The organism is Rhodococcus spongiicola (assembly GCF_004011835.1).
Classification (GTDB): domain Bacteria; phylum Actinomycetota; class Actinomycetes; order Mycobacteriales; family Mycobacteriaceae; genus Prescottella; species Prescottella spongiicola.
Genome location: NZ_RKLN01000002.1, coordinates 542,086 through 561,600, shown reverse-complemented (window position 1 = coordinate 561,600; position 19,515 = coordinate 542,086). Strand labels below are relative to the sequence as shown.

The following is a 19,515-nucleotide window of genomic DNA, read 5'->3' as shown; positions in this document are numbered from 1 at the left end:
TCCTGTCATGTATCCGAACCCTTCGCACAGTGTCGGGCAGGCCGTGCCGCCACACGCCTCCGCGTGGGGTCACGCGCCGGTCGCTACTCCCCCCGGACTTTCGCCGTACGAGCCGCCGGCTCGGCACCCGTGGGAGATCCCGCTGCTGGTGCTTGTCGTCGCGATCACGGCGGTTGCCTACGTCTCCGCACTGGTGGTCTTCCTGCGCGGCGACCTGCCGTACTGGGCGATGCTGGTACTGGCCGCGCCGATCCTGATCTTCGTGGCCCGCGGCCAGATGTACGCGGCGCAAAGGGTGAACGGCATCAAGATGTCGCCGACGCAGTTCGCCGACGGCTACCGCATGGTGGGCGAGGCAGCGGCCCGGTTCGGGATGACCGAGGTCCCGGACGCGTACGTCGTCCTGGGAAACGGACAGATCAACGCATTCGCGTCGGGCCACGGGTTGCGCCGCTACGTCGTCGTCTACAGCGACCTCTTCGAGATCGGCGGGCAGGCCCGGAACCCGGAAGCCCTGGCCTTCATCATCGGGCATGAGGTGGGGCACATCGCGGCCGGCCACGTCGGATACTGGCGACAACTTGGCATGTTCGCCGCCAGATACGTCCCGGGAATCGGCTCGGCGCTCTCCCGGTCGATGGAGTACACCGCGGACAATCACGGCTACTGCAACAACCCGGCCGGGGCCGCCGGAGCGATGGGTGTGCTCGGGGCCGGCAAATACCTCGTCAGCCACGTGGGCTTCGACGAGCTGGCGGATCGTGCGACAACCGAGCGCGGCTTCTTCCCTTGGCTGGTGAACCTGCTGTCGAGTCATCCGGTCCTGACGTGGCGTGCCGCGGCCCTGCGGGACCGGACACGCCACGGCCGGCTGTTCCAGCGACCGGACTACTTCTACCGCGACCCGAACTACTCGTTCACGACACGGTGAGTGGACTCAGTCGAATATGGGCCCTTCGGTGCGGGTCCGCTTGAGCTCGTAGAAGTAGGGGTACGACGCGAGGGTCACTGCCCCGTCCCACACCTTGCCGGCGTCCTCGCCACGCGGGATGCGCGACAAGACCGGGCCGAAGAACGCCGTGCCGTTGACGTGGATGGTCGGGGTGCCGACATCGTCGCCGACCTTGTCCATGCCCGCGTGGTGGCTACGGCGCAACTCGGCGTCGAACTCCTCTGTCTCCGCGGCGGCGGCCAACTCGGCGGGCAGCCCGAGTGAGGCGAGCGACTTGACGATCACGTCGCTCAAGTCCTTGTTGTCCTGGTTGTGGATGAGGGTGCCCATCGCCGTGTAGAGCGGAGACAGAATCTCGTCACCCCGTTGCTGTGCGGCTGCCATGAGCACTCGCACGGGACCCCATGCCTTGGTCATCAGCTCGCGGTACTCGTCCGGCAGGTCGCGGCCCTCGTTGAGGACGGCGAGGCTCATGACGTGGAAGTTCGCCTCGATGTCGCGGACCTTCGTTACCTCGAGGATCCAACGCGAAGTGATCCAGCACCACGGGCACAGTGGATCGAACCAAAAATCGACAGTGTCCCTGGCGGCACCGTCCTTGGCAGCGCCGGCGGCGTCTTTGGCAGCCCCAGCCCCTGCGGCCCCGCTTGCGGTGGTTGCGTCGCTCACGTGTGTCTCCCTCTCGAAGTGGTGTGACGGTCCAGTGGTGTGACGTCCGTGCGACGTCGAAATACACCTTCCCGTCAAAGACAACCACGACCCCGTACGGATCCTTCCCGGACACCGTCGGCACCGATAGTGTCGATGGAGGACAGCCACCAGCGAGAGTCGCCACGGCGGTCGACAGCGACAGTCGTCGCGACTCGGAGACGGAGCAATCCGTGACACTTCACGAGTCATCCAATCGCACATTCGTCATCGTTGGCGGCGGTCTCGCCGGCGCCAAGATCGCAGAAGCGCTCAGAGACAGGGACTTCGACGGATCCATCGTGCTTCTGTGCGGCGAGGAGCACCTGCCGTACGATCGGCCGCCCCTTTCGAAGGAACACGTGGCCGGCAAGAAGGATTTGCCCGATTTCACCGTCCAGCGCGGAGACTGGTATCGCGACCACAAGATCGACGTCCGCCTGGGAACGACCGCCACGTCGATCGATCGTGAGCACAAGAAGGTCGTCCTCCCAGACGATTCGGCGATCGACTACGACAAGCTCGCCCTGGCCACGGGGTCACGGCCGCGACGCCCACCGATCCCCGGTGCCGACGCGGCCGGCGTGCACTATCTGCGTACTATCGACGAATCGGATTCGCTGATCTCCGAACTGACCGCCGGATCACGGTTGGTGATCGTCGGCGCCGGCTGGATCGGTCTCGAGATCGCGGCCGGCGCGCGGGCTCGCGACGTCGCCGTATCCATCGTCCAGCCCTCCGAACTGCCGCTGCTCCACGCCCTCGGCAAGGAGATGGGCGCGGTGTTCGCGGACCTGCACCGTGAGCACGACGTCGACTTCCACTTCGGCGCGAGGGTCGAGGAGATCACCGTCTCTGCCGGACGTGCAGACGGTGTCCGGCTCAGCGACGGCACGGTCCTGCCCGCCGACGAGGTCCTGGTGGCAGTCGGCGCGGAGCCGAACGTCGAGATCGCCGAGGCCGCCGGGCTCGCGGTGGACGGCGGTGTACTCGTGGACGAGCACCTCGCCACGTCCGACCCCGACATCGTGGCGGTCGGCGACATCGCCATGCAGCAGCATCCACGGTTGGGCACCCGGATTCGTGTGGAGCACTGGGCCAATGCCTTGAATCAACCGGCGATCGCGGCCGCCACGATGCTCGGGCGTCCGGCGGAGTACACGAATCTGCCGTACTTCTTCACCGACCAGTACGACCTCGGCATGGAGTACGTCGGCTGGGCACCTGAGTACTCGAGGGTGGTCACCCGGGGCGACGTCGCTGAACGTGAGTTCTTGGCCTTCTGGCTGGACGAGGAGAACCACGTGCTGGCCGGGATGAACGTCAATATCTGGGATGTCAACGACGACATCAAGGCGATCGTGTCGTCATCCGCCTCGGTGGATCCGGCCCGACTCGCGGCCCCCGACGTGCCGCTGGCCGACCTCGTCCGCTGAACGACAGGCATACGTGATGGGATGGCAGTGCTGACTGTCCATCCCTGAAGATGGCTGTGCTGACTGTCCATCACCGAAGATGGACGCGCTGACTGTTCATCCCTGAAGGAGATCTTCGTGGCCCCACCGAATCTGACCCGTGAACAGGCCGCCGAGCGGTCGGCGCTGGTCTCGGTCGACAACTACCGCGTCGAGCTCGACCTGACCGACGGTTCCGGCGGTCCGGGCGAGAAAACCTTCCGTTCACGGACCACGGTCACATTCGGCGCCCGGGCCGGGGCTTCGACGTTCATCGACATCATTGCCGCCACAGTGCATTCCGCAGTGCTCAACGGTTCACCGGTGGACGTGTCGTCGTACGACGAAGCAGCCGGCATCGCGCTCGAGAACTTGGCCGAGACCAACGAACTGGTCGTCGATGCCGACTGCCTCTACACGAACACCGGTGAGGGGCTGCACCGGTTCGTCGACCCCACCGACAGTGCGGTGTACCTGTACTCGCAGTTCGAGACCGCCGACGCCAAGCGCATGTTCGCGTGCTTCGACCAGCCCGACCTGAAGGCCACGTTCGACGTGGCGGTCACCGCGCCGGAGAACTGGAAGATCGTCTCGAACGCTGCGCCTGCCGAGGCTTCCGCGGCGACACCCGGCCGACACGTCTTCCGCACCACGGCCCGCATGAGCACGTACCTGGTAGCGCTGATCGCCGGCCCGTACGCGCAATGGTCGGATGTCTACTCCGACGAGCACGGCAGCATCCCTCTCGGCATCTATTGCCGAGCCTCGCTCGCCGGGCACATGGATGCCGAACGGCTCTTCGCCGAGACCAAGCAGGGCTTCGGCTTCTACCATCGCAACTTCGGAATCCCCTACGCGTTCGGCAAGTACGACCAGCTGTTCGTACCGGAGTTCAACGCCGGCGCGATGGAGAACGCGGGCGCGGTCACCTTCCTCGAGGACTACGTATTCCGGTCCAAGGTGACCCGCGCCGCCTACGAGCGACGCGCCGAGACCGTGCTGCACGAGATGGCGCACATGTGGTTCGGCGATCTCGTCACCATGCAGTGGTGGGACGACCTGTGGCTCAACGAGTCCTTCGCGACGTTCGCCTCGGTGCTGTGCCAGAGCGAGGCCACCGAGTACGCCAACGCGTGGACCACGTTCGCGAATGTCGAGAAGTCTTGGGCGTACCGGCAGGACCAGCTGCCGTCGACGCATCCCATCGCTGCCGACATCCCCGACCTGGCGGCCGTCGAGGTGAACTTCGACGGCATCACGTACGCCAAGGGCGCCAGCGTGCTCAAACAGCTCGTCGCGTACGTGGGTCTCGAGCCGTTCTTGACCGGTCTGCGCGACTATTTCGCCGCCCATGCCTTCGCCAACGCGACATTCGACGATCTGTTGCGCGCGCTCGAGAAGGCGTCCGGGCGTGACCTGTCGAACTGGGGCGCGCAGTGGCTCAAGACCACGGGCCTGAACATTCTGCGACCGGACTTCCAGATCGAGCCGGACGGCACCTTCTCTCGTTTCGCCGTGCTCCAGGAGGGCGCTGACCCAGGCGCCGGCGAGACTCGTGTGCACCGCCTCGCGGTCGGTATCTACGACGACGACCCGGCGACCGGCAAGCTGGTTCGCACCCACCGCGTCGAACTCGACGTGGAGGGCACCAGCACCGACGTCCCCGAACTGGTCGGCGTTCCGCGCGGCAAGCTGGTCCTCGTCAACGACGACGACCTGACGTACTGCTCGCTGCGCCTTGACCAGGACTCGCTCGACACCCTCGTCGGCCGCATCGATGACATCGCCGAGCCGCTCCCCCGGACGCTCGCGTGGTCGGCGGCGTGGGAGATGACCCGGCAGGCCGAGATGCGGGCGCGCGATTTCGTCGGCCTCGTCCAGCGCGGCATCGGCGCCGAGACGGAGGTCGGCGTCGTGCAGCGGCTCCTGCTCCAGGCACAGACCGCACTGTCGGCGTACGCCGATCCCGGCTGGGCCGACGCGTTCGGCTGGCCGGCGTTCGCGAACCGCCTGCTCGAGCTGGCGCGCGAGGCCGAGGCGGGCTCGGACCACCAGTTGGCGTTCGTCAACGCGTTGACCGGTTCGCAGCTGTCGGCGTGGCACACCGAGGTCCTCCAGGAACTGCTGGACGTAGAGGACCCCAGGACACTCGGGCTGAAGGGACTGGTCGTCGACACCGACCTGCGCTGGCGGCTGGTGCATGCGCTCGCGGCCGCCGGTGAGGTGGACGCGGACGGGCTCGACACTCCGTTCATCGACGCGGAGGCGAAGCGTGACCCCACCGCCGCCGGCGCCCGGCAGGCCGCAGCCGCCGCAGCCGCTCGCCCGCAGGCCGCGGTCAAGGAGAAGGCATGGACGACGGTGTTCGAGGACGACAGCGTCCCGAACATCACGGCCCGCGCCATCATCGGCGGCATCGTCGCGCCGGGACAGTCCCAGCTGCTCGAGCCGTACGTCGCACGGTACTTCGCGGAGGTTCCCGCGGTGTGGGAGCGACGGTCGAGCGAGGTTGCGCAGACCGTCGTCGTCGGGCTTTACCCGTCATGGTCGATCAGCGACCAGTCCGTGGACGCCGCCGACCAATTCCTGACAGGTGATCACCCGCCTGCGTTGCGTCGTCTCGTGGTCGAGGGCAAGGCTGCGGTGGTTCGGTCGCTGAAGGCCCGCGCATTCGACGCGACCTGAGCCCGGCTACCTGAGGCCCGCGACCCGAGGCTCGCCACCTGAACAAACAGCGCCGGTGCCCCGACGTGGGTGCGTTCAGCTGAGCTGAGGCACTGAAACGTCGGTGCACCGGCACTGGAGCGATGAGTGTAGGACCTACCTGGGCGCGATCGCGGTGCTCATGACACGCAGAGCGGACACGAGGCCGTCGATGAGGTCACCCTCGGTGAACGAAGCGGCAGCCGCTGTTACGCCGAGTTGCGCGACCCGATCGGTGACCCGGTTCGCGACAGCGCGGCCACCGCGGACCTCGATCGCCCGCTGGTTCGGCGACACCGCTATCAGGACCGAACGCTCGGCTTCCGGGGTGGTCGGGAACACGGCGTCTGCACCCATAGCCGGGTCTTCGCCTAGGTCGCCGACGTAGATGTTGAACCGCACCTTGGTCAGACGAGTCGCGTCGGTGAGTGCGTCATCGATGCGCACCAGGTCGTCCGTCGTAAACGGCGGCCGATCGAGCAGCTCACCGACCCGGTGGACTGCGGAGAGGCGCCCACTGGCGGTCAGGACCGTACCCACCGGCAGGTCCTCGGGTGCGACTGCCGGGGTCTGGAGAACGTCACCACTTGCCACTTGCGGAACCTCCGATCAGATCTGCGTCCAGCGCGGTGTGCGCCGCGTGGTGACCGTGCGTGGTCACCTCGTCGGTCGCGCTCCACAGAATCGGCCCGCGCGTCCACTGCTCACCGAGGCGGTACACCGCCGGTTGGGGGTTTGCCAACCGCCGACCTCGGAGGGACAGGAGACCGATGATCGCGACCGCCACGAGGGGAATCCCTCCGAATATCAGGGCTGTCTCGAGAATGCTCACGAGGCCAACCTAGCCCAGTGCTGCCGAAATGGAAGTCCCGGGTCCTAGGCGGCACCCTCGCCGAGATACGGAAGCCAGGTGGGGTGCACCTCGGTGATCGTCGAGAGCAGTCGCCAGTGCGGACCGGACGGAGGCACCAACGCGGTGCGGAGGGTCCACCCCAGTTCCGCGAGCAGTCTGTCGGCCTTTCGATGGTTGCAGGGAGCGCAACAGGCGACACAGTTCTCCCACGTGTGTCCACCACCGCGGCTTCGGGGAATGACGTGATCGATGGTCTCGGCCTTGTCACCGCAGTACCCGCAGCGGAATCGGTCGCGGTACATAAGAGCCGCGCGGGTCAACGGCACACGGTTCCGGTACGGCACCCGCACGTAGTTTCGGAGCCGGATCACGGACGGCACCTGGAGAGCACAGCCCTCGGAATGGATGACGGGCCCGAGCGGGTCCTCGTGGACGGTGTCGGCCTTCGCGCACACCATCAGCACCACGGCGCGGCGCGCAGGCAGGGCAGTGAGCGGCTCGAAGGTGGCATTGAGGAGCAGCACTCGACGTTTGCTCCACGCGGTCGGTGTGTTGCCGCCGGACAGTCCCAGACCTGACGGCCCCGGCTCGGGAATGACGTGCAACGGAAAAGCCCCCGACGTGCGATGTTCGCGCACGTCGGTGGGCATAAGTTGTCGGTGCGATCGACCGCTCTTTCTGTGTGTCATGCCACCTCCGCGAAGACTGCCACAAGTTGACCACGGATGGTCGGTTCACGCACACCCATTTCGGCAAAAAACTGCCCCACATCAGGGTGAACGACCGTCGACCGACGTGGTCGTCGATTGCAGGCACAATGGAGCGTGACATGACTGAGACGAACCCAGAAACCAGCCGTGGAGCCCAGCCGCAGCAGACCTTCTACGAGGCCGTCGGCGGCGCCGAGACGTTCCGCAAGCTCACCGCCCGATTCTACGAAGAAGTGGCCAAGGACGAGATCGTCCGCCCGCTCTACCCCGAAGCCGATCTCGGACCGGCCGAGCGCCGCATGCGCATGTTCCTCGAGCAGTACTGGGGTGGGCCACGCACCTACTCCGACGAGCGAGGTCATCCCCGACTGCGGATGCGGCACGCCCCGTTCCGCATCGGCCCGATCGAGCGGGATGCCTGGCTGCGCTGTATGCACACGGCGATCGCCTCCATCGACGACCGGACCCTCGACGAACCGCACCGGCGTGCCCTCATCGACTACATGGAGATGGCGGCGGCTTCAATGGTGAACTCGCCGGTCTAGCCCCTGCCGTGCCGCCCAGGTCGTTTCATCGACTTCGATCCGGCACTATTGGGGGGCTGTGCCAAACCAAGAGGATTTGTCCATCACCCAGGAACCGTCGGACTCGCGTCGGTGGTGGACGGACGCGGTCTTCTACCAGGTGTATCCGCGATCGTTCTCGGACTCGAACGGTGACGGCGTCGGCGATCTTCGCGGCGTGATAGACCGCCTCGGCTATCTCGAACTGCTTGGGATCGACGCGATCTGGCTCAGTCCAATCGTGCGTTCTCCGATGGCGGACCACGGCTACGACGTGTCCGACCCCCGGGACATCGATCCGCTCTTCGGGGACCTCGAGACGATGGACACCCTCATCGCCGAGGCGCACGCGCGCGACATCCGGGTCACGATGGACCTGGTCCCGAACCACACCAGCGATCAGCACCCGTGGTTCCGGGAGGCTCTCGCGTCCGGACCCGACAGTGGCGCCCGCGAACGCTACATTTTCCGCGACGGCCGCGGACCGGACGGTTCGCAGCCACCGAACAACTGGCCGAGCGTCTTCGGTGGCCCCGCCTGGACCCGCATCACCGAACCGGACGGCACCCCAGGCCAGTGGTATCTGCACATCTTCGCCGCCGAGCAGCCCGACCTGAACTGGGACAACCCGGAGGTCTTCGCCGATATGGAGAAGACGCTGAGGTTCTGGCTGAATCGCGGAGTCGACGGCTTCCGGATCGACGTCGCGCACGGGATGGCCAAACCGGATGGCCTTCCCGACCACGAGTGGGACACCAACGCACTGCTCCGCAACGACGACGACGATCCCCGCTTCAACAACCCGGGCGTCCACGAGATCCACCGCGGCATCCGCCGGGTCATGGACGAGTACCCGTCCGCGATGTCGGTCGGCGAGATCTGGGTGCGCGACAACGAGCGGTTCGGCGAGTACATTCGCCCGGACGAGCTGCACCTCGGCTTCAACTTCCGCCTCGCCGAGACCCCCTTCGACGCCAACTCGGTGCGTGCCGCCATCGAGAATTCCCTCGATGCCGTAGCGCGAGTCGGCGGCACACCCACATGGACATTGTCCAATCACGACGTCGAGCGTGAGGTCACCCGGTACGGCGGCGGCGCCCGCGGCCTCGCCCGCGCCCGGGCGATGGCCCTCGTCGAACTCGCACTTCCGGGCGCATCGTTCATCTACAACGGCGCCGAGTTGGGGCTGCCGAACGTGGACCTGCCGGACTCGGCACTGCAGGACCCGGTCTGGGAGCGGTCCGGGCACACCGAACGCGGCCGGGACGGGTGCCGTGTCCCGCTGCCGTGGGAGGGCGCGCGCCCGCCGTTCGGCTTCTCGACCGCCACGAACACGTGGCTGCCGATGCCACCGGAATGGGCGCCCATGGCGGTCGAGTCCCAACTCGCCGACGCCGATTCGACGTTGTCGCTGTACCGGACGGCCCTCGGGCTGCGATCGTCGCTCACGGAGTTCTCCGGCGCGGAAATCGATTGGTACGGAAGCTCTCCCGGTTGCCTCGCGTTCCGCCGTCGGGGCGGACTTGTCTGTGTCCTCAATGCCACCGACACGCCGATCCCGCGGCCGGCCGGCACGGTCGTACTGACGAGCCTGCCGCTCGTCGAGGGCCTGCTACCCGCCGATTCCGCGGCCTGGTTGGTCTGATTCGATCGCACGCCGGTACCGACAGCTACCATTGACAAATGCAGTGATCTGTCTCACGGTTGAGACATGACGACGACTATGTCTGACAAAGCGGCCTACGTCCCTCGCTCCGGCCCGTCCTGGCGGGACCCATGGCCGATGTATGCGGCGTTGCGCGAGAACGACCCCGTCCACAACGTCGTGCCGGAGGGAGCACCGGACCACGACTACTGGGTGCTGACCCGGCACGCCGACGTGTACAACGCGGCACGTGATGCCGAGACGTTCTCATCCGCCGAGGGTCTGACGATGACCTACGGCGAACTCGACAAGATCGGCTTGCGTGACAATCCCCCGCTGGTCATGCTCGACCCGCCGGTACACACACAGTTCCGCCGTCTCGTGGCCCGTGGCTTCACGCCGCGCCAGGTCGAGACAGTCGAACCGGAGGTACGCCGCTTCGTCGTCGAGCGTCTGGAACGGCTGCGTGCCGCCGGTGAGGGTGACATCGTCACCGAGTTGTTCAAGCCTCTGCCGAGCATGGTCGTCGCGCACTACCTGGGTGTGCCGCCGGAGGACCGCGGCCAGTTCGACGGTTGGACCGATGCAATCGTCGCGGCAAACGCGAACGGCGACCCACTCGAGGCTGCGTCAGCGGCCGGAGATCTGATGGCCTACTTCAGCAATCTGATCGAACAGCGCAAGGGCGAGAGCGCCTCTGGGGACACCGGTGACGACACCATCTCACACCTCGTCGCCGCTGGGATGGGCGCAGACGGCGATGTCGCCGGCATCCTGTCGATTCTCGGTTTCGCGTTCACGATGGTCACCGGCGGCAACGACACCACCACCGGAATGCTCGGTGGTGCAGTGCAACTGCTGACCCAGCGTCGGGACCAGCGGCAGCTGCTTCTCGACGACCCCAGTCGGATCTCCACCGCGGTCGAGGAGCTGCTGCGGCTCACCTCCCCCGTCCAGGGCCTCGCCCGCACCACCACCCGCGACGTGACGATCGAGGACGTGACGATCCCCGCTGGCCGCAAGGTAATGCTCGTCTACGGCTCCGCGAACCGCGATCCCCGCGTGTTCGGCTCCGACTCAGAGGAACTGGACGTACTGCGCAACCCTCGACAGATCCTCACATTCAGTAACGGCAACCACCACTGTCTCGGTGCAGCCGCCGCACGCATGCAGGCGCGAGTCGCGCTCGAGGAACTGCTCGCGCGCTGCCCCGACTTCGACGTCGACTTCGACGGAGTCGAGTATGCCGCCGGGCACTACGTCCGCCGCCCCACCAGGGTGCCGTTCCGCGCAGGATGATCATGGTGGCCCAGACATCCAGTTCGTGGCTGCAGGGCGAACGCGTCGAGGCTGCGGCAGAGAGGATCCTCGACGCGGCCGCCGCGCTCTTCGTCGAGCGTGGCGTCGCCACAACGGGTATGGCCGAAGTCGCGAAGGCGGCGGGATGCTCGCGGGCGACCCTGTATCGCTACTTCGAGAACCGGCGGGCCCTGCACCGCGCCTTCGTGCACCGCGAGGCCCGCCGACTCGGGGAACGTATTGCCGCGACACTCGCCCCCGTCACCGATCCTCGGGAGCGTGTGACCGAGGCCGTGATCATGGCAGTACGCGAGGTCCGGGCGACGCCGACCCTCGCCGCCTGGTTCGGCCTCGGCGACGCGGGAGTCGCATCCGAACTCGCGAGTACGTCCGAGGTGATCGAGGTGCTGGGCATCTCGTTCCTCTCCGACGACCGGGACCGCCGTGGTCGAAACAGGGACGGTCGACTGGGGGACGGTCGACACGGGGACGGGGCCGAGATCGCCCGGCGCGCACGGTGGTTGGTACGTGCAATCGTCTCGCTTCTCGTCGTCCCTGCCGCCGACGCGGACGACGAGCGCGCCATGATCGAGCAGTTCGTGGTCCCGGTCGTCCTGCCTGGACGGTGAACAGTCCTGCCCACCACAGTCGTGGCTACACGGTGAACAGCGGGATCGTCCCCGCGCGTCGCGCGTAGACCGAGCCGAACCGGGCATCGAGTCGCAACCAGGACGGCGTAGCGCGCACCCGGATGACCTCGTTCTCGGCGACAGCCTCGAGATCGGTCTCCGCGGTCGTCGGCCGACCGTCCGCACGCGGCACGAAGCCCATGCCGGTGAGCGCGAAGACGGTCCGCATCGAGACGTCCACGGTCATGCCACCCCCCTCGACGCCGAGGACCTTCTGCTCGAGCAACGACGTAGGCGGTCCCTGCGTGCTGCCGTGCTCCCTCGCCAGAGCGGCACCACGCTGGGCCAGCCCGAGCAGAACCCGGGCCGGCACGTCGTCCACGTGGAGGAAACCGGCCTCCGGCGGAAGCGCCCCACGCCACGCCGAGTCCATCGCGAACCCGGGATCGATGTCGGTCGCTGCTTCACCGAGCGCCCGAAGCAGCACATCGCCCGCCGCGGTCGTGTCCTGCGGGCGGACGTCTCCGACGACGGAACGGGTGGCAAGGGCATCGAATCCGGTCGGCGCCCACACCGACACCCGCCCGTCGTCCCGACGCCTGAGGCGGACCACCGCCGACTCGTCGAGTCGCACCGCGCATCCCACGAACATCGCCAGGTTCGCGCGATCCGCGGCGTCGGGAACCCTCAGAACACGCTCATCCACGCTTCAACTGCTCCAGGTATCCGCGCTCGGACTCGGCCAGCCGGCGCAGACGCTGGGTGGAGATGTCGAACGCGGCGATCTGCGTCGAGGCGACGATCGACGGCGGCGTCGACGCCGCCGCTCCCCCGGGTCGCACCTCGTACGCGAGCGTGAAGTCGACGGCCCGGATCTGCTCGACCCACATCAGGACGTCGAGGGGGCTGTCGTCGTGGCGGAGCTGGCCGCGATAGCGCACGTGCAGATCGGCGATGACGGCGCCGTCGCGCAACGTCGCCGTCGGTAAGCCCTCCTCGAAGAGCAACGGAACCCGCGCCTCCTCGAGCAGCGTCACCATCCGTGCGTGATTGATGTGCTGGAACGCGTCCATGTCGGACCAACGGACCACCACCCTCGTGTGGAAGCCCGCTCGCCGTCCTTCGACGACGGCCCGGACGACACTGCCGTTCCGCAAGGCTTCCTCCGCCCCACTCACCTTCCGACCTCCGATCTGGTGCCCATGCCCCGCACCATGCTTCGTACCTGACGCGCCGCCACCGACAGCGTCGCGAGGTCCAGCGTTCCAGACTCGAAGATCTCCGCGAGCGCGGACCTCGCGCGGCTGAGTCGCGACGCGTTCGTCGACTCCCAGTAGTCGATCTTCTCCTCCGGCGTCTCGCTCGGCTCGCCGCCGACCAGAACCTCGAGCGTCAGCGACCGCAGCGACCCGTACAGGTCGTCACGCAGTGCCAGCCGCGCGAGCGAGTGCCAACGGTCTCCACGCTCCAGGTCGGAGACAGCGGTGAGCAGCCAGTCGATACCGAGGTGAGCGTCGAGTGCGAAGTACAGCTCGGCGACCTCGTCGCCGTCACGCTCGCAGATGTCGGCGACATCGATGATGTCGAGCAGGCTGAACAGGTCCAGCAACCCGAACACCTCGAGCGCGAGGTCGCGGGGTGCACCGTCCGCCACGACCTCCCCCACATGCCGCTCGAGGTCCGTCAGGCGGTGGCCCTGCACCCAACCGGGGACTCTGGGGGCCAGCTTGCGGAACTCGGAGGAGTACCTACTGATCTCGGCTCCCACCGCGATCGGCTGCGGGCGACTCGACAGGAACCACCGCGAGGCGCGGTCGAGCACCCGTCGGGACTGCAGCATCAGCAGATCCGACACCTGGGTCGGCATGTCGGCGGCACGCACCCGCTCCCACACGTCGTGGAGTTCGAAGACCTCGGTCACCGCGGCGTAGGCCCGGATCGCGTCGGTACTCGAGGCCCCCGCGTCCTCGGCGAGTCGGAATCCGTAGGTGATGCCGCCGTTGTCGATCGCGTCGTTCACGAGCATCGTCGCGATGATCTCACGACGCAGTGGGTGCGAGCGGATCGACGACCTGAACCGCGAACGCAGCTGGAGCGGAAAGTAGTCCGGGAGCCAGGCAGCGAAGTAATCGCTGTCGGGCAGTTCCGTAGCCAGCAACTCCTGCTCGAATGCGAGCTTGACGTGCGCCATCACCGTGGCCAGCTCCGGCGAGGTCAGGCCGCGACCGGCTTGTGCGCGCTTGGTCAGCTCGGGTGAGGTAGGCAACGCCTCGAGCTTCCGGTCGAGACCATACTTGGAGACGAGGGTGGCAATCAGGCGACGGTGGACGCCGAGCATCTGCGGCGCACTCGCCCGAGACATACCCAGCTGATCGTTCTGGGAGATGTTGTCCGCCAGCACCAGCCTCGCCACCTCGTCGGTCATGGCCGCGAGCAACGGGTCGCGCTCGTCCGGTGCCAACTCGCCGCTGCTCACCTGCGCGTCGAGCAGGATCTTGATATTCACCTCGTGGTCCGAGCAGTCGACACCGGCCGAGTTGTCGATCGCATCGGTGTTGATCTTGCCGCCGTGCAGTGCGTATTCGATTCGCCCCAGCTGGGTGGCACCGAGATTGCCGCCCTCCCCGACAACCCGGGCCCGCAGGTCGGCGCCGTGGACCCGCACGGCGTCGTTGCTCTTGTCGCCCACCGAAGCGTCGGACTCGGACGCCGCCTTGATGTACGTGCCGATGCCACCGTTCCACAGCAGATCCACGGGCGCTTTCAGGATTGCCCTCACCAGGTCCGGCGGCGCCAGCTCGGTCACACCCTCGTCGAGGTCCAGCGCGGCCCGCACCTGTGGGCTGATGGGCACCGACTTCGTCGTCCGTGGGTACACACCGCCGCCGTCACTGATCAGTGTGGGGTCGTAGTCCTCCCACGACGAGCGCGGCAACGCGAACATCCGACGCCGTTCCGCGAACGACCTGGACGCGTCCGGGTTGGGATCCAAGAACACGTGCCGATGGTCGAAGGCCGCGACCAAACGGATGTGCTCGCTGAGGAGCATCCCGTTACCGAACACGTCGCCACTCATGTCACCAATTCCGACGACCGTGAAATCGTCTGTGGCGATATCAATTCCGAGTTCCCGGAAGTGCCGCTTGACGCTCTCCCACGCGCCGCGCGCGGTGATACCCATCTCCTTGTGGTCGTATCCCGAGGAGCCTCCGGACGCGAACGCGTCACCGAGCCAGAATCCGTACCCAGTCGCGACCTCGTTGGCGATGTCGGAGAACGTCGCCGTGCCCTTGTCCGCCGCCACGACGAGGTAGGCGTCGTCGTCGTCGCGACGCACGACCCGAGCAGGTGGCACCACCCCACCGGTGGCCCGCTCGACGTTGTCGGTGACGTCGAGCAGACCCGAGATGAACGTGCGGTAGCACGCGATGCCCTGGTCCCGCGCCGCCTGCCGGTCGGCGGCCGCGTCGCCCGCCGCCGGCACGGACTTCTTCACCACGAACCCGCCCTTCGCCCCGACCGGTACGATCACGGCGTTCTTGACCGCCTGAGCCTTCGCGAGCCCGAGGATCTCGGTGCGGAAGTCGTCACGGCGGTCCGACCATCGCAGCCCGCCGCGCGCGACGGGGCCGAAGCGGAGGTGTACGCCCTCGACATCGGGCGAGTACACGAACACCTCGAACCGTGGGCGGGGCTTGGGCAGTTCCGGGATCCGGCCCGGATCGAACTTGAGCGACAGGTATCCCCGGGAGTTGTCGTCGCCGTCGACGACGAAGTAGTTGGTCCGCAACGTCGCTCGTACGAGACCGAACAGCGCGCGCAGAATGCGGTCGACGTCGAGACTGACGACCTCGCCGATGTCCGCCCGCAATGCTGTTTCCAGGTTGTGGGACCGTTCATCGGAGCCGTGGTCGGGGTCGAACAGCGCCTCGAACAACTCGATCAGCTGCCGGGCGATCTCCGGATGCGCGAGCACTACCCTCTCGATGTGAATCTGACTGTAGGCGAAACCGGCCTGCCGCAGGTACTTCACGTACCCGCGCAGCACCGTGACCTGTCGCCAGGCCAGACCGCCGCGTAGCACCAGTTCGTTGAACCGGTCGGCCTCGCACCGGCCGTGCCAGATAGCGGTGAACGCCTCCGTGAAACGATTCCGCAACCCCTCGTCCGGCCCGCCGGCACTCAAGTCCACGACTGCACCGCCCAGGAGCTCCGCCGGAACCTGCAGACCGAATTCGTATATCCAGCAATGCATTGCGTCCGGACGCACGATCAGGTACGGACGCTCATCGAGAACCTCCACGCCCAAACTGTGCAGCACCGGCAGCACATGCGACAGCGAGATGCCCTCGCCGGCGAAGTACAGCGCGAATCGCCACTGCCCTGCAGGTGCCGCCGTGTCCTGGTAGAGCCGCAAGTCGATCGAGTCGGCGTCGAGGGCCTGGACGCGAACGATGTCTGCCAACGCTCGCTCGGCGTCGAAGTCCTCCTTGTAGCTCTCCGGCAGTGCGGCCGCATATCGCTTCGCGAGGGCGGGATCCACCGTCGGATCGTCGGCAACGGCATCCGAGAAATGGTCGTCCCAGCTGCGACTCGCAGCCGCCAGCAGACCCTGGATGCGGAGGCGATTCGACTCCCCCGTGTCGATGAATGCGTTTCGCGCGCCCGGTGGCTTACGGATGGTTACGTGCAGCATCGCGAGATCGCCCTCGGTGACGCGGACGGTGTACTCGAGCTCGCCACCGCCGAGTTCGTCGAGGAGAATCTGCTGCATCGCCCGCCGCACCCGGGTGTTGTAGCGGTCCCGGGGCAGATACACCAGGCACGAGACGAAGCGCTTGAAACCGTCCTCACGCATGAACAATCGAACCTGACGCCGTAGCCCGATGTTGAGCACTGCGGTCATCGTTTCCACCAACGTGTCGGTGTCGATGGAGAAGAGTTCTGTGCGCGGGAACGACTGCACCACCTCGAGCATCGCCTGACCCGAGAACGATTCGATGTCGAACCCGGCGCGTTCGATCGCGGTTCGCACCCGCCGCTCGATCACGGGGATGTCGAGCACGTTCTCGTGCATCGCAGTCACGGTGAATACCCCGAGGAATCGGTGTTCGCCGACGATCGCACCGTCGTCGTCGACGATGCTGACACCGACGAAGTAGGGGTAGACCGACCGATGCACCGTGGCGGGCACAGACCCCTGGGTCAGTACCAGCAGCGGACAATCCGGGATGTCTGCCGCCAAGGGGATTTTGACGTGCTCCCCGGTGAGCCGGTCCGCACGCAGCACGCCCAGCCCGCTGCCCGGTACGATCTCGGCGCGGTGCCCATTTCCCCCATTGCCGATTTCGTAGCGTCGGTAGCCGAGCACCGTGTAGTGGCCGTCCGCGAACCAGCGCATCAAGTTCGCGCAATCGCGCAACTCGTCAGCGGACCGACCCGGTGGCGGGTTGACCGCGCGCGCGTCGAGTTCGGCCGCGAGCGCGCGCTCGAGCGCCCGGATCGCCCCCGTGTCGGCGACCACCTGCCCCACGTCCGACAGCACGTCAGAGATGGACGACTCGAGCGAATAGAGAACCGAACCCTCGGTTGCGGGGTGCAGCTGCACGTGAATCCACGATTCCGCGAGGACGTCGCTGGGCACCTCGTGGGTGGATATATCCGGCAGGATCTCTTCCAGCACGCCCTCCGGGTCCCTCCGGACCCCGAAGATCGGGTGAACCACTTCGCTGATCGTCGTGCTGAGTCTTCCCAGAAGGGAGGTGACCGACTCGACGAGCAGCGGCATGTCGTCGGTAACGATCTGCAGCGCCGCCCCGAGTCCGGTCTGGTCGCTGGGATGGTGGACGCGCACTGCCGCCCGGCCAGGCCTGCGGCGTCGAGCGAGGCGCAGATGCTCGCGAAGAATGGAATCCAAACGGCCGTTCAGGACGCTATCGGGCTCACCGGCGGAGGTGTGCCGAAAATAGGCGGTCCTCAGCTCCGGCAGGCACTGCCGCAAGGCGGCGGGCAATTCGAGGGTCCAGTCGGCATCTACAGATTCCGTCATCGCGACGCTCCGTCCCTGGTTCGAGGTCACCGGGTGGCTCAATGGCGAGCCTAACGCGGCAACCGCGCCGCGGGTGAGACGCGAACCACAGCAGACGGGTCATACCTACTCGGATGGCATCGGGCAGGTAACGGCGACGTCGGGTGCGGCGCCGACCGGCACCGCACCCGCGATCACCAGATCAATCCCGGGTGAGCTTGCGGTGCGTGACCCGGTGCGGACGTGCCGCCTCGACGCCGAGGCGCTCGACCTTGTTGGCCTCGTACGCCTCGAAGTTGCCCTCGAACCAGAACCATGCGCCTTCTTCGACGTTGCCCTCCCACGCCAGGATGTGGGTGCAGGTGCGGTCGAGGAACCAGCGGTCGTGGGAAATCACCACGGCACAGCCCGGGAACTGCTGCAGGGCGTTCTCGAGCGAGCTCAGGGTCTCCACGTCGAGGTCGTTGGTCGGCTCGTCGAGAAGGATCAGGTTGCCGCCCTCCTTGAGGGTGAGCGCAAGGTTCAGGCGGTTGCGCTCACCACCGGAGAGGACCTCGGACGGCTTCTGCTGGTCCGGTCCCTTGAAGCCGAACGCGCTCACGTACGCGCGGGACGGCATCTCGTTCTGACCGACCTCAATGAAATCGTTACCGCCCGAGACGACTTCCCACACCGTCTTCTTCGGGTCGATGTTGGCGCGGGTCTGGTCGACGTAGCTGAGCTTGACCGTATCGCCCACCTTCACCGTGCCCGAGTCCGTCTCCTCGAGGCCCACGATCGTCTTGAACAGCGTGGTCTTTCCGACGCCGTTGGGGCCGATGACGCCGACGATCCCGTTGCGAGGGAGCGTGAACGAGAGGTCCTTGATCAGAACGCGGCCGTCGAAGCCCTTGTCCAGGTGGTCGGCCTCGACCACGACGTTGCCCAGGCGCGGCGGCGTCGGGATCTGGATCTCCTCGAAGTCGAGCTTGCGGTGCTTCTCGGCCTCGGCAGCCATCTCCTCGTAGCGGTCGAGACGGGCCTTGTTCTTGGTCTGACGGGCCTTTGCACCCGAGCGGACCCAGGCGAGCTCCTCCTTGAGGCGCTTCTGCAGCTTCTGGTCCTTCTTGCCCTGGACCTCCAGGCGCTCGGCCTTCTTCTCCAAGTAGGTGGAGTAGTTGCCTTCGTAGGGATGCAGCTTGCCGCGATCCACCTCGCAGATCCATTGCGCGACATGGTCTAGGAAGTATCGGTCGTGGGTGACGGCGAGGACGGCGCCTGGGTAGTTGGCGAGGTGCTGCTCGAGCCACAGAACCGACTCGGCGTCGAGGTGGTTGGTGGGCTCGTCGAGAAGCAGCAGGTCCGGCTTGCTCAGCAGCAGCTTGCACAACGCGACGCGGCGGCGCTCGCCACCGGACAGGTAGGTGACAGGCTCGTCACCGGGCGGACAACGCAGCGCGTCCATGGCCTGCTCGAGCTGGGAGTCCAGGTCCCACGCGTCGGCGTGGTCGAGCTCCTCCTGGAGCTTGCCCATCTCCTCCATGAGCTCGTCGGAGTAGTCGGTCGCCATCAGCTCGGCGATCTCGTTGAAGCGGTCGAGCTTGACCTTGATCTCGCCGAGGCCCTCCTCGACGTTCTGCTTGACCGTCTTCTCCTCGTTGAGCGGCGGTTCCTGCAGCAGGATGCCGACCGTGGCCTCGGGGTCGAGGAAAGCCTCACCGTTCGACGGCTGGTCCAGTCCGGCCATGATCTTCAGGATGCTCGACTTGCCGGCGCCGTTCGGGCCCACCACACCGATCTTGGCGCCCGGGTAGAAGCTCATGGTGACGTCATCGAGGATGACCTTGTCACCATGTGCTTTGCGCACCTTCTTCATCGTGTAAATGAACTCAGCCACCCAAAGGCTCCAATCTGGACTGGAAACGTGCAGCTCATCGGCTGCGAGAACGTACGACTCGCCTGTCAGCGTACCGTGACCACCTGTTCGACCCGACCGTGAGCCGACACTCGCGG

The 19,515-nt window shown here is 66.6% G+C and carries 15 protein-coding genes; 7 read left to right on the top strand and 8 right to left on the bottom strand.

Features of this window, described 5'->3' with window-relative positions:
• The first annotated feature begins 7 nt into the window (after nt 1-7).
• Entirely contained in the window at nt 8-931 is a 924-nt protein-coding gene (locus EF834_RS07290; protein ID WP_127946523.1) for a M48 family metallopeptidase, read from the top strand.
• Nucleotides 932-937: 6 nt separating this feature from the next.
• On the opposite strand, the gene EF834_RS07285 is transcribed toward EF834_RS07290, so the two are convergent.
• Nucleotides 938-1,621, bottom strand: a complete 684-nt coding sequence (locus EF834_RS07285; RefSeq protein ID WP_127946522.1) for a mycothiol-dependent nitroreductase Rv2466c family protein — start codon at nt 1,619-1,621, stop codon at nt 938-940.
• Nucleotides 1,622-1,833: 212 nt separating this feature from the next.
• Between EF834_RS07285 and EF834_RS07280 the strand changes: the two genes are divergently transcribed.
• Complete coding sequence (locus EF834_RS07280) at nt 1,834-3,075, top strand: NAD(P)/FAD-dependent oxidoreductase (protein WP_127946521.1); 1,242 nt, start codon at nt 1,834-1,836, stop codon at nt 3,073-3,075.
• Between the two features lie 117 nt (nt 3,076-3,192).
• Complete coding sequence (gene pepN, locus EF834_RS07275; protein WP_127946520.1) at nt 3,193-5,778, top strand: aminopeptidase N; 2,586 nt, start codon at nt 3,193-3,195, stop codon at nt 5,776-5,778.
• Nucleotides 5,779-5,913: 135 nt separating this feature from the next.
• Here the strand turns inward: pepN and EF834_RS07270 are convergent, their stop codons facing one another.
• Genes EF834_RS07270 through EF834_RS07260 form a run of 3 tightly spaced genes read right to left on the bottom strand, consistent with a single transcriptional unit; the run spans nt 5,914 to nt 7,338 of the window.
• Nucleotides 5,914-6,390 carry a DUF5130 domain-containing protein gene (locus tag EF834_RS07270; RefSeq protein WP_127946519.1) on the bottom strand — a complete coding sequence of 159 codons (477 nt, stop codon included), beginning with the start codon at nt 6,388-6,390 and terminating at the stop codon, nt 5,914-5,916.
• Entirely contained in the window at nt 6,377-6,628 is a 252-nt protein-coding gene (ctaJ, locus tag EF834_RS07265) for an aa3-type cytochrome oxidase subunit CtaJ (RefSeq protein WP_127946518.1), read from the bottom strand. Before ctaJ ends, EF834_RS07270 begins: the two co-directional genes overlap by 14 nt.
• Nucleotides 6,629-6,672: 44 nt before the next feature.
• Nucleotides 6,673-7,338: an HNH endonuclease gene (locus tag EF834_RS07260; protein WP_127946517.1), complete on the bottom strand. Its 666-nt coding sequence runs from the start codon at nt 7,336-7,338 to the stop codon at nt 6,673-6,675.
• A 140-nt stretch (nt 7,339-7,478) separates the two neighbouring features.
• On the opposite strand from EF834_RS07260, the gene EF834_RS07255 reads away from it, so the two are divergent.
• The 4 genes from EF834_RS07255 (at nt 7,479) to EF834_RS07240 (ending at nt 11,495) form a co-directional block, all read left to right on the top strand.
• On the top strand, nt 7,479-7,904 hold the full coding sequence (locus tag EF834_RS07255) for a globin (protein ID WP_206615199.1): 426 nt from the start codon (nt 7,479-7,481) through the stop codon (nt 7,902-7,904).
• Between the two features lie 76 nt (nt 7,905-7,980).
• Entirely contained in the window at nt 7,981-9,567 is a 1,587-nt protein-coding gene (locus EF834_RS07250) for a glycoside hydrolase family 13 protein (RefSeq protein ID WP_206615198.1), read from the top strand.
• 78 nt (nt 9,568-9,645) lie between these two features.
• On the top strand, nt 9,646-10,866 hold the full coding sequence (locus EF834_RS07245; RefSeq protein WP_328590545.1) for a cytochrome P450: 1,221 nt from the start codon (nt 9,646-9,648) through the stop codon (nt 10,864-10,866).
• 2 nt (nt 10,867-10,868) lie between these two features.
• Nucleotides 10,869-11,495, top strand: coding sequence for a TetR/AcrR family transcriptional regulator (locus tag EF834_RS07240; RefSeq protein ID WP_127946514.1), 627 nt, complete (start codon nt 10,869-10,871; stop codon nt 11,493-11,495).
• Between the two features lie 25 nt (nt 11,496-11,520).
• Here EF834_RS07240 and EF834_RS07235 read toward each other — a convergent pair whose 3' ends face one another.
• The 4 genes from EF834_RS07235 to ettA all read right to left on the bottom strand — a co-directional run bounded on the left by EF834_RS07235 (nt 11,521) and on the right by ettA (nt 19,399).
• Nucleotides 11,521-12,201, bottom strand: coding sequence for a hypothetical protein (locus EF834_RS07235; protein WP_127946513.1), 681 nt, complete (start codon nt 12,199-12,201; stop codon nt 11,521-11,523).
• Nucleotides 12,194-12,652 carry an acyl-CoA thioesterase gene (locus EF834_RS07230; RefSeq protein ID WP_268960970.1) on the bottom strand — a complete coding sequence of 153 codons (459 nt, stop codon included), beginning with the start codon at nt 12,650-12,652 and terminating at the stop codon, nt 12,194-12,196. The genes EF834_RS07235 and EF834_RS07230 overlap by 8 nt, the downstream gene beginning before the upstream one ends.
• Before the next feature lie 17 nt (nt 12,653-12,669).
• Nucleotides 12,670-17,544 carry an NAD-glutamate dehydrogenase gene (locus EF834_RS07225; protein WP_127946512.1) on the bottom strand — a complete coding sequence of 1,625 codons (4,875 nt, stop codon included), beginning with the start codon at nt 17,542-17,544 and terminating at the stop codon, nt 12,670-12,672.
• 181 nt (nt 17,545-17,725) lie between these two features.
• Nucleotides 17,726-19,399: an energy-dependent translational throttle protein EttA gene (gene ettA / locus EF834_RS07220; protein WP_127946511.1), complete on the bottom strand. Its 1,674-nt coding sequence runs from the start codon at nt 19,397-19,399 to the stop codon at nt 17,726-17,728.
• Between the last annotated feature and the right edge of the window lie 116 nt (nt 19,400-19,515).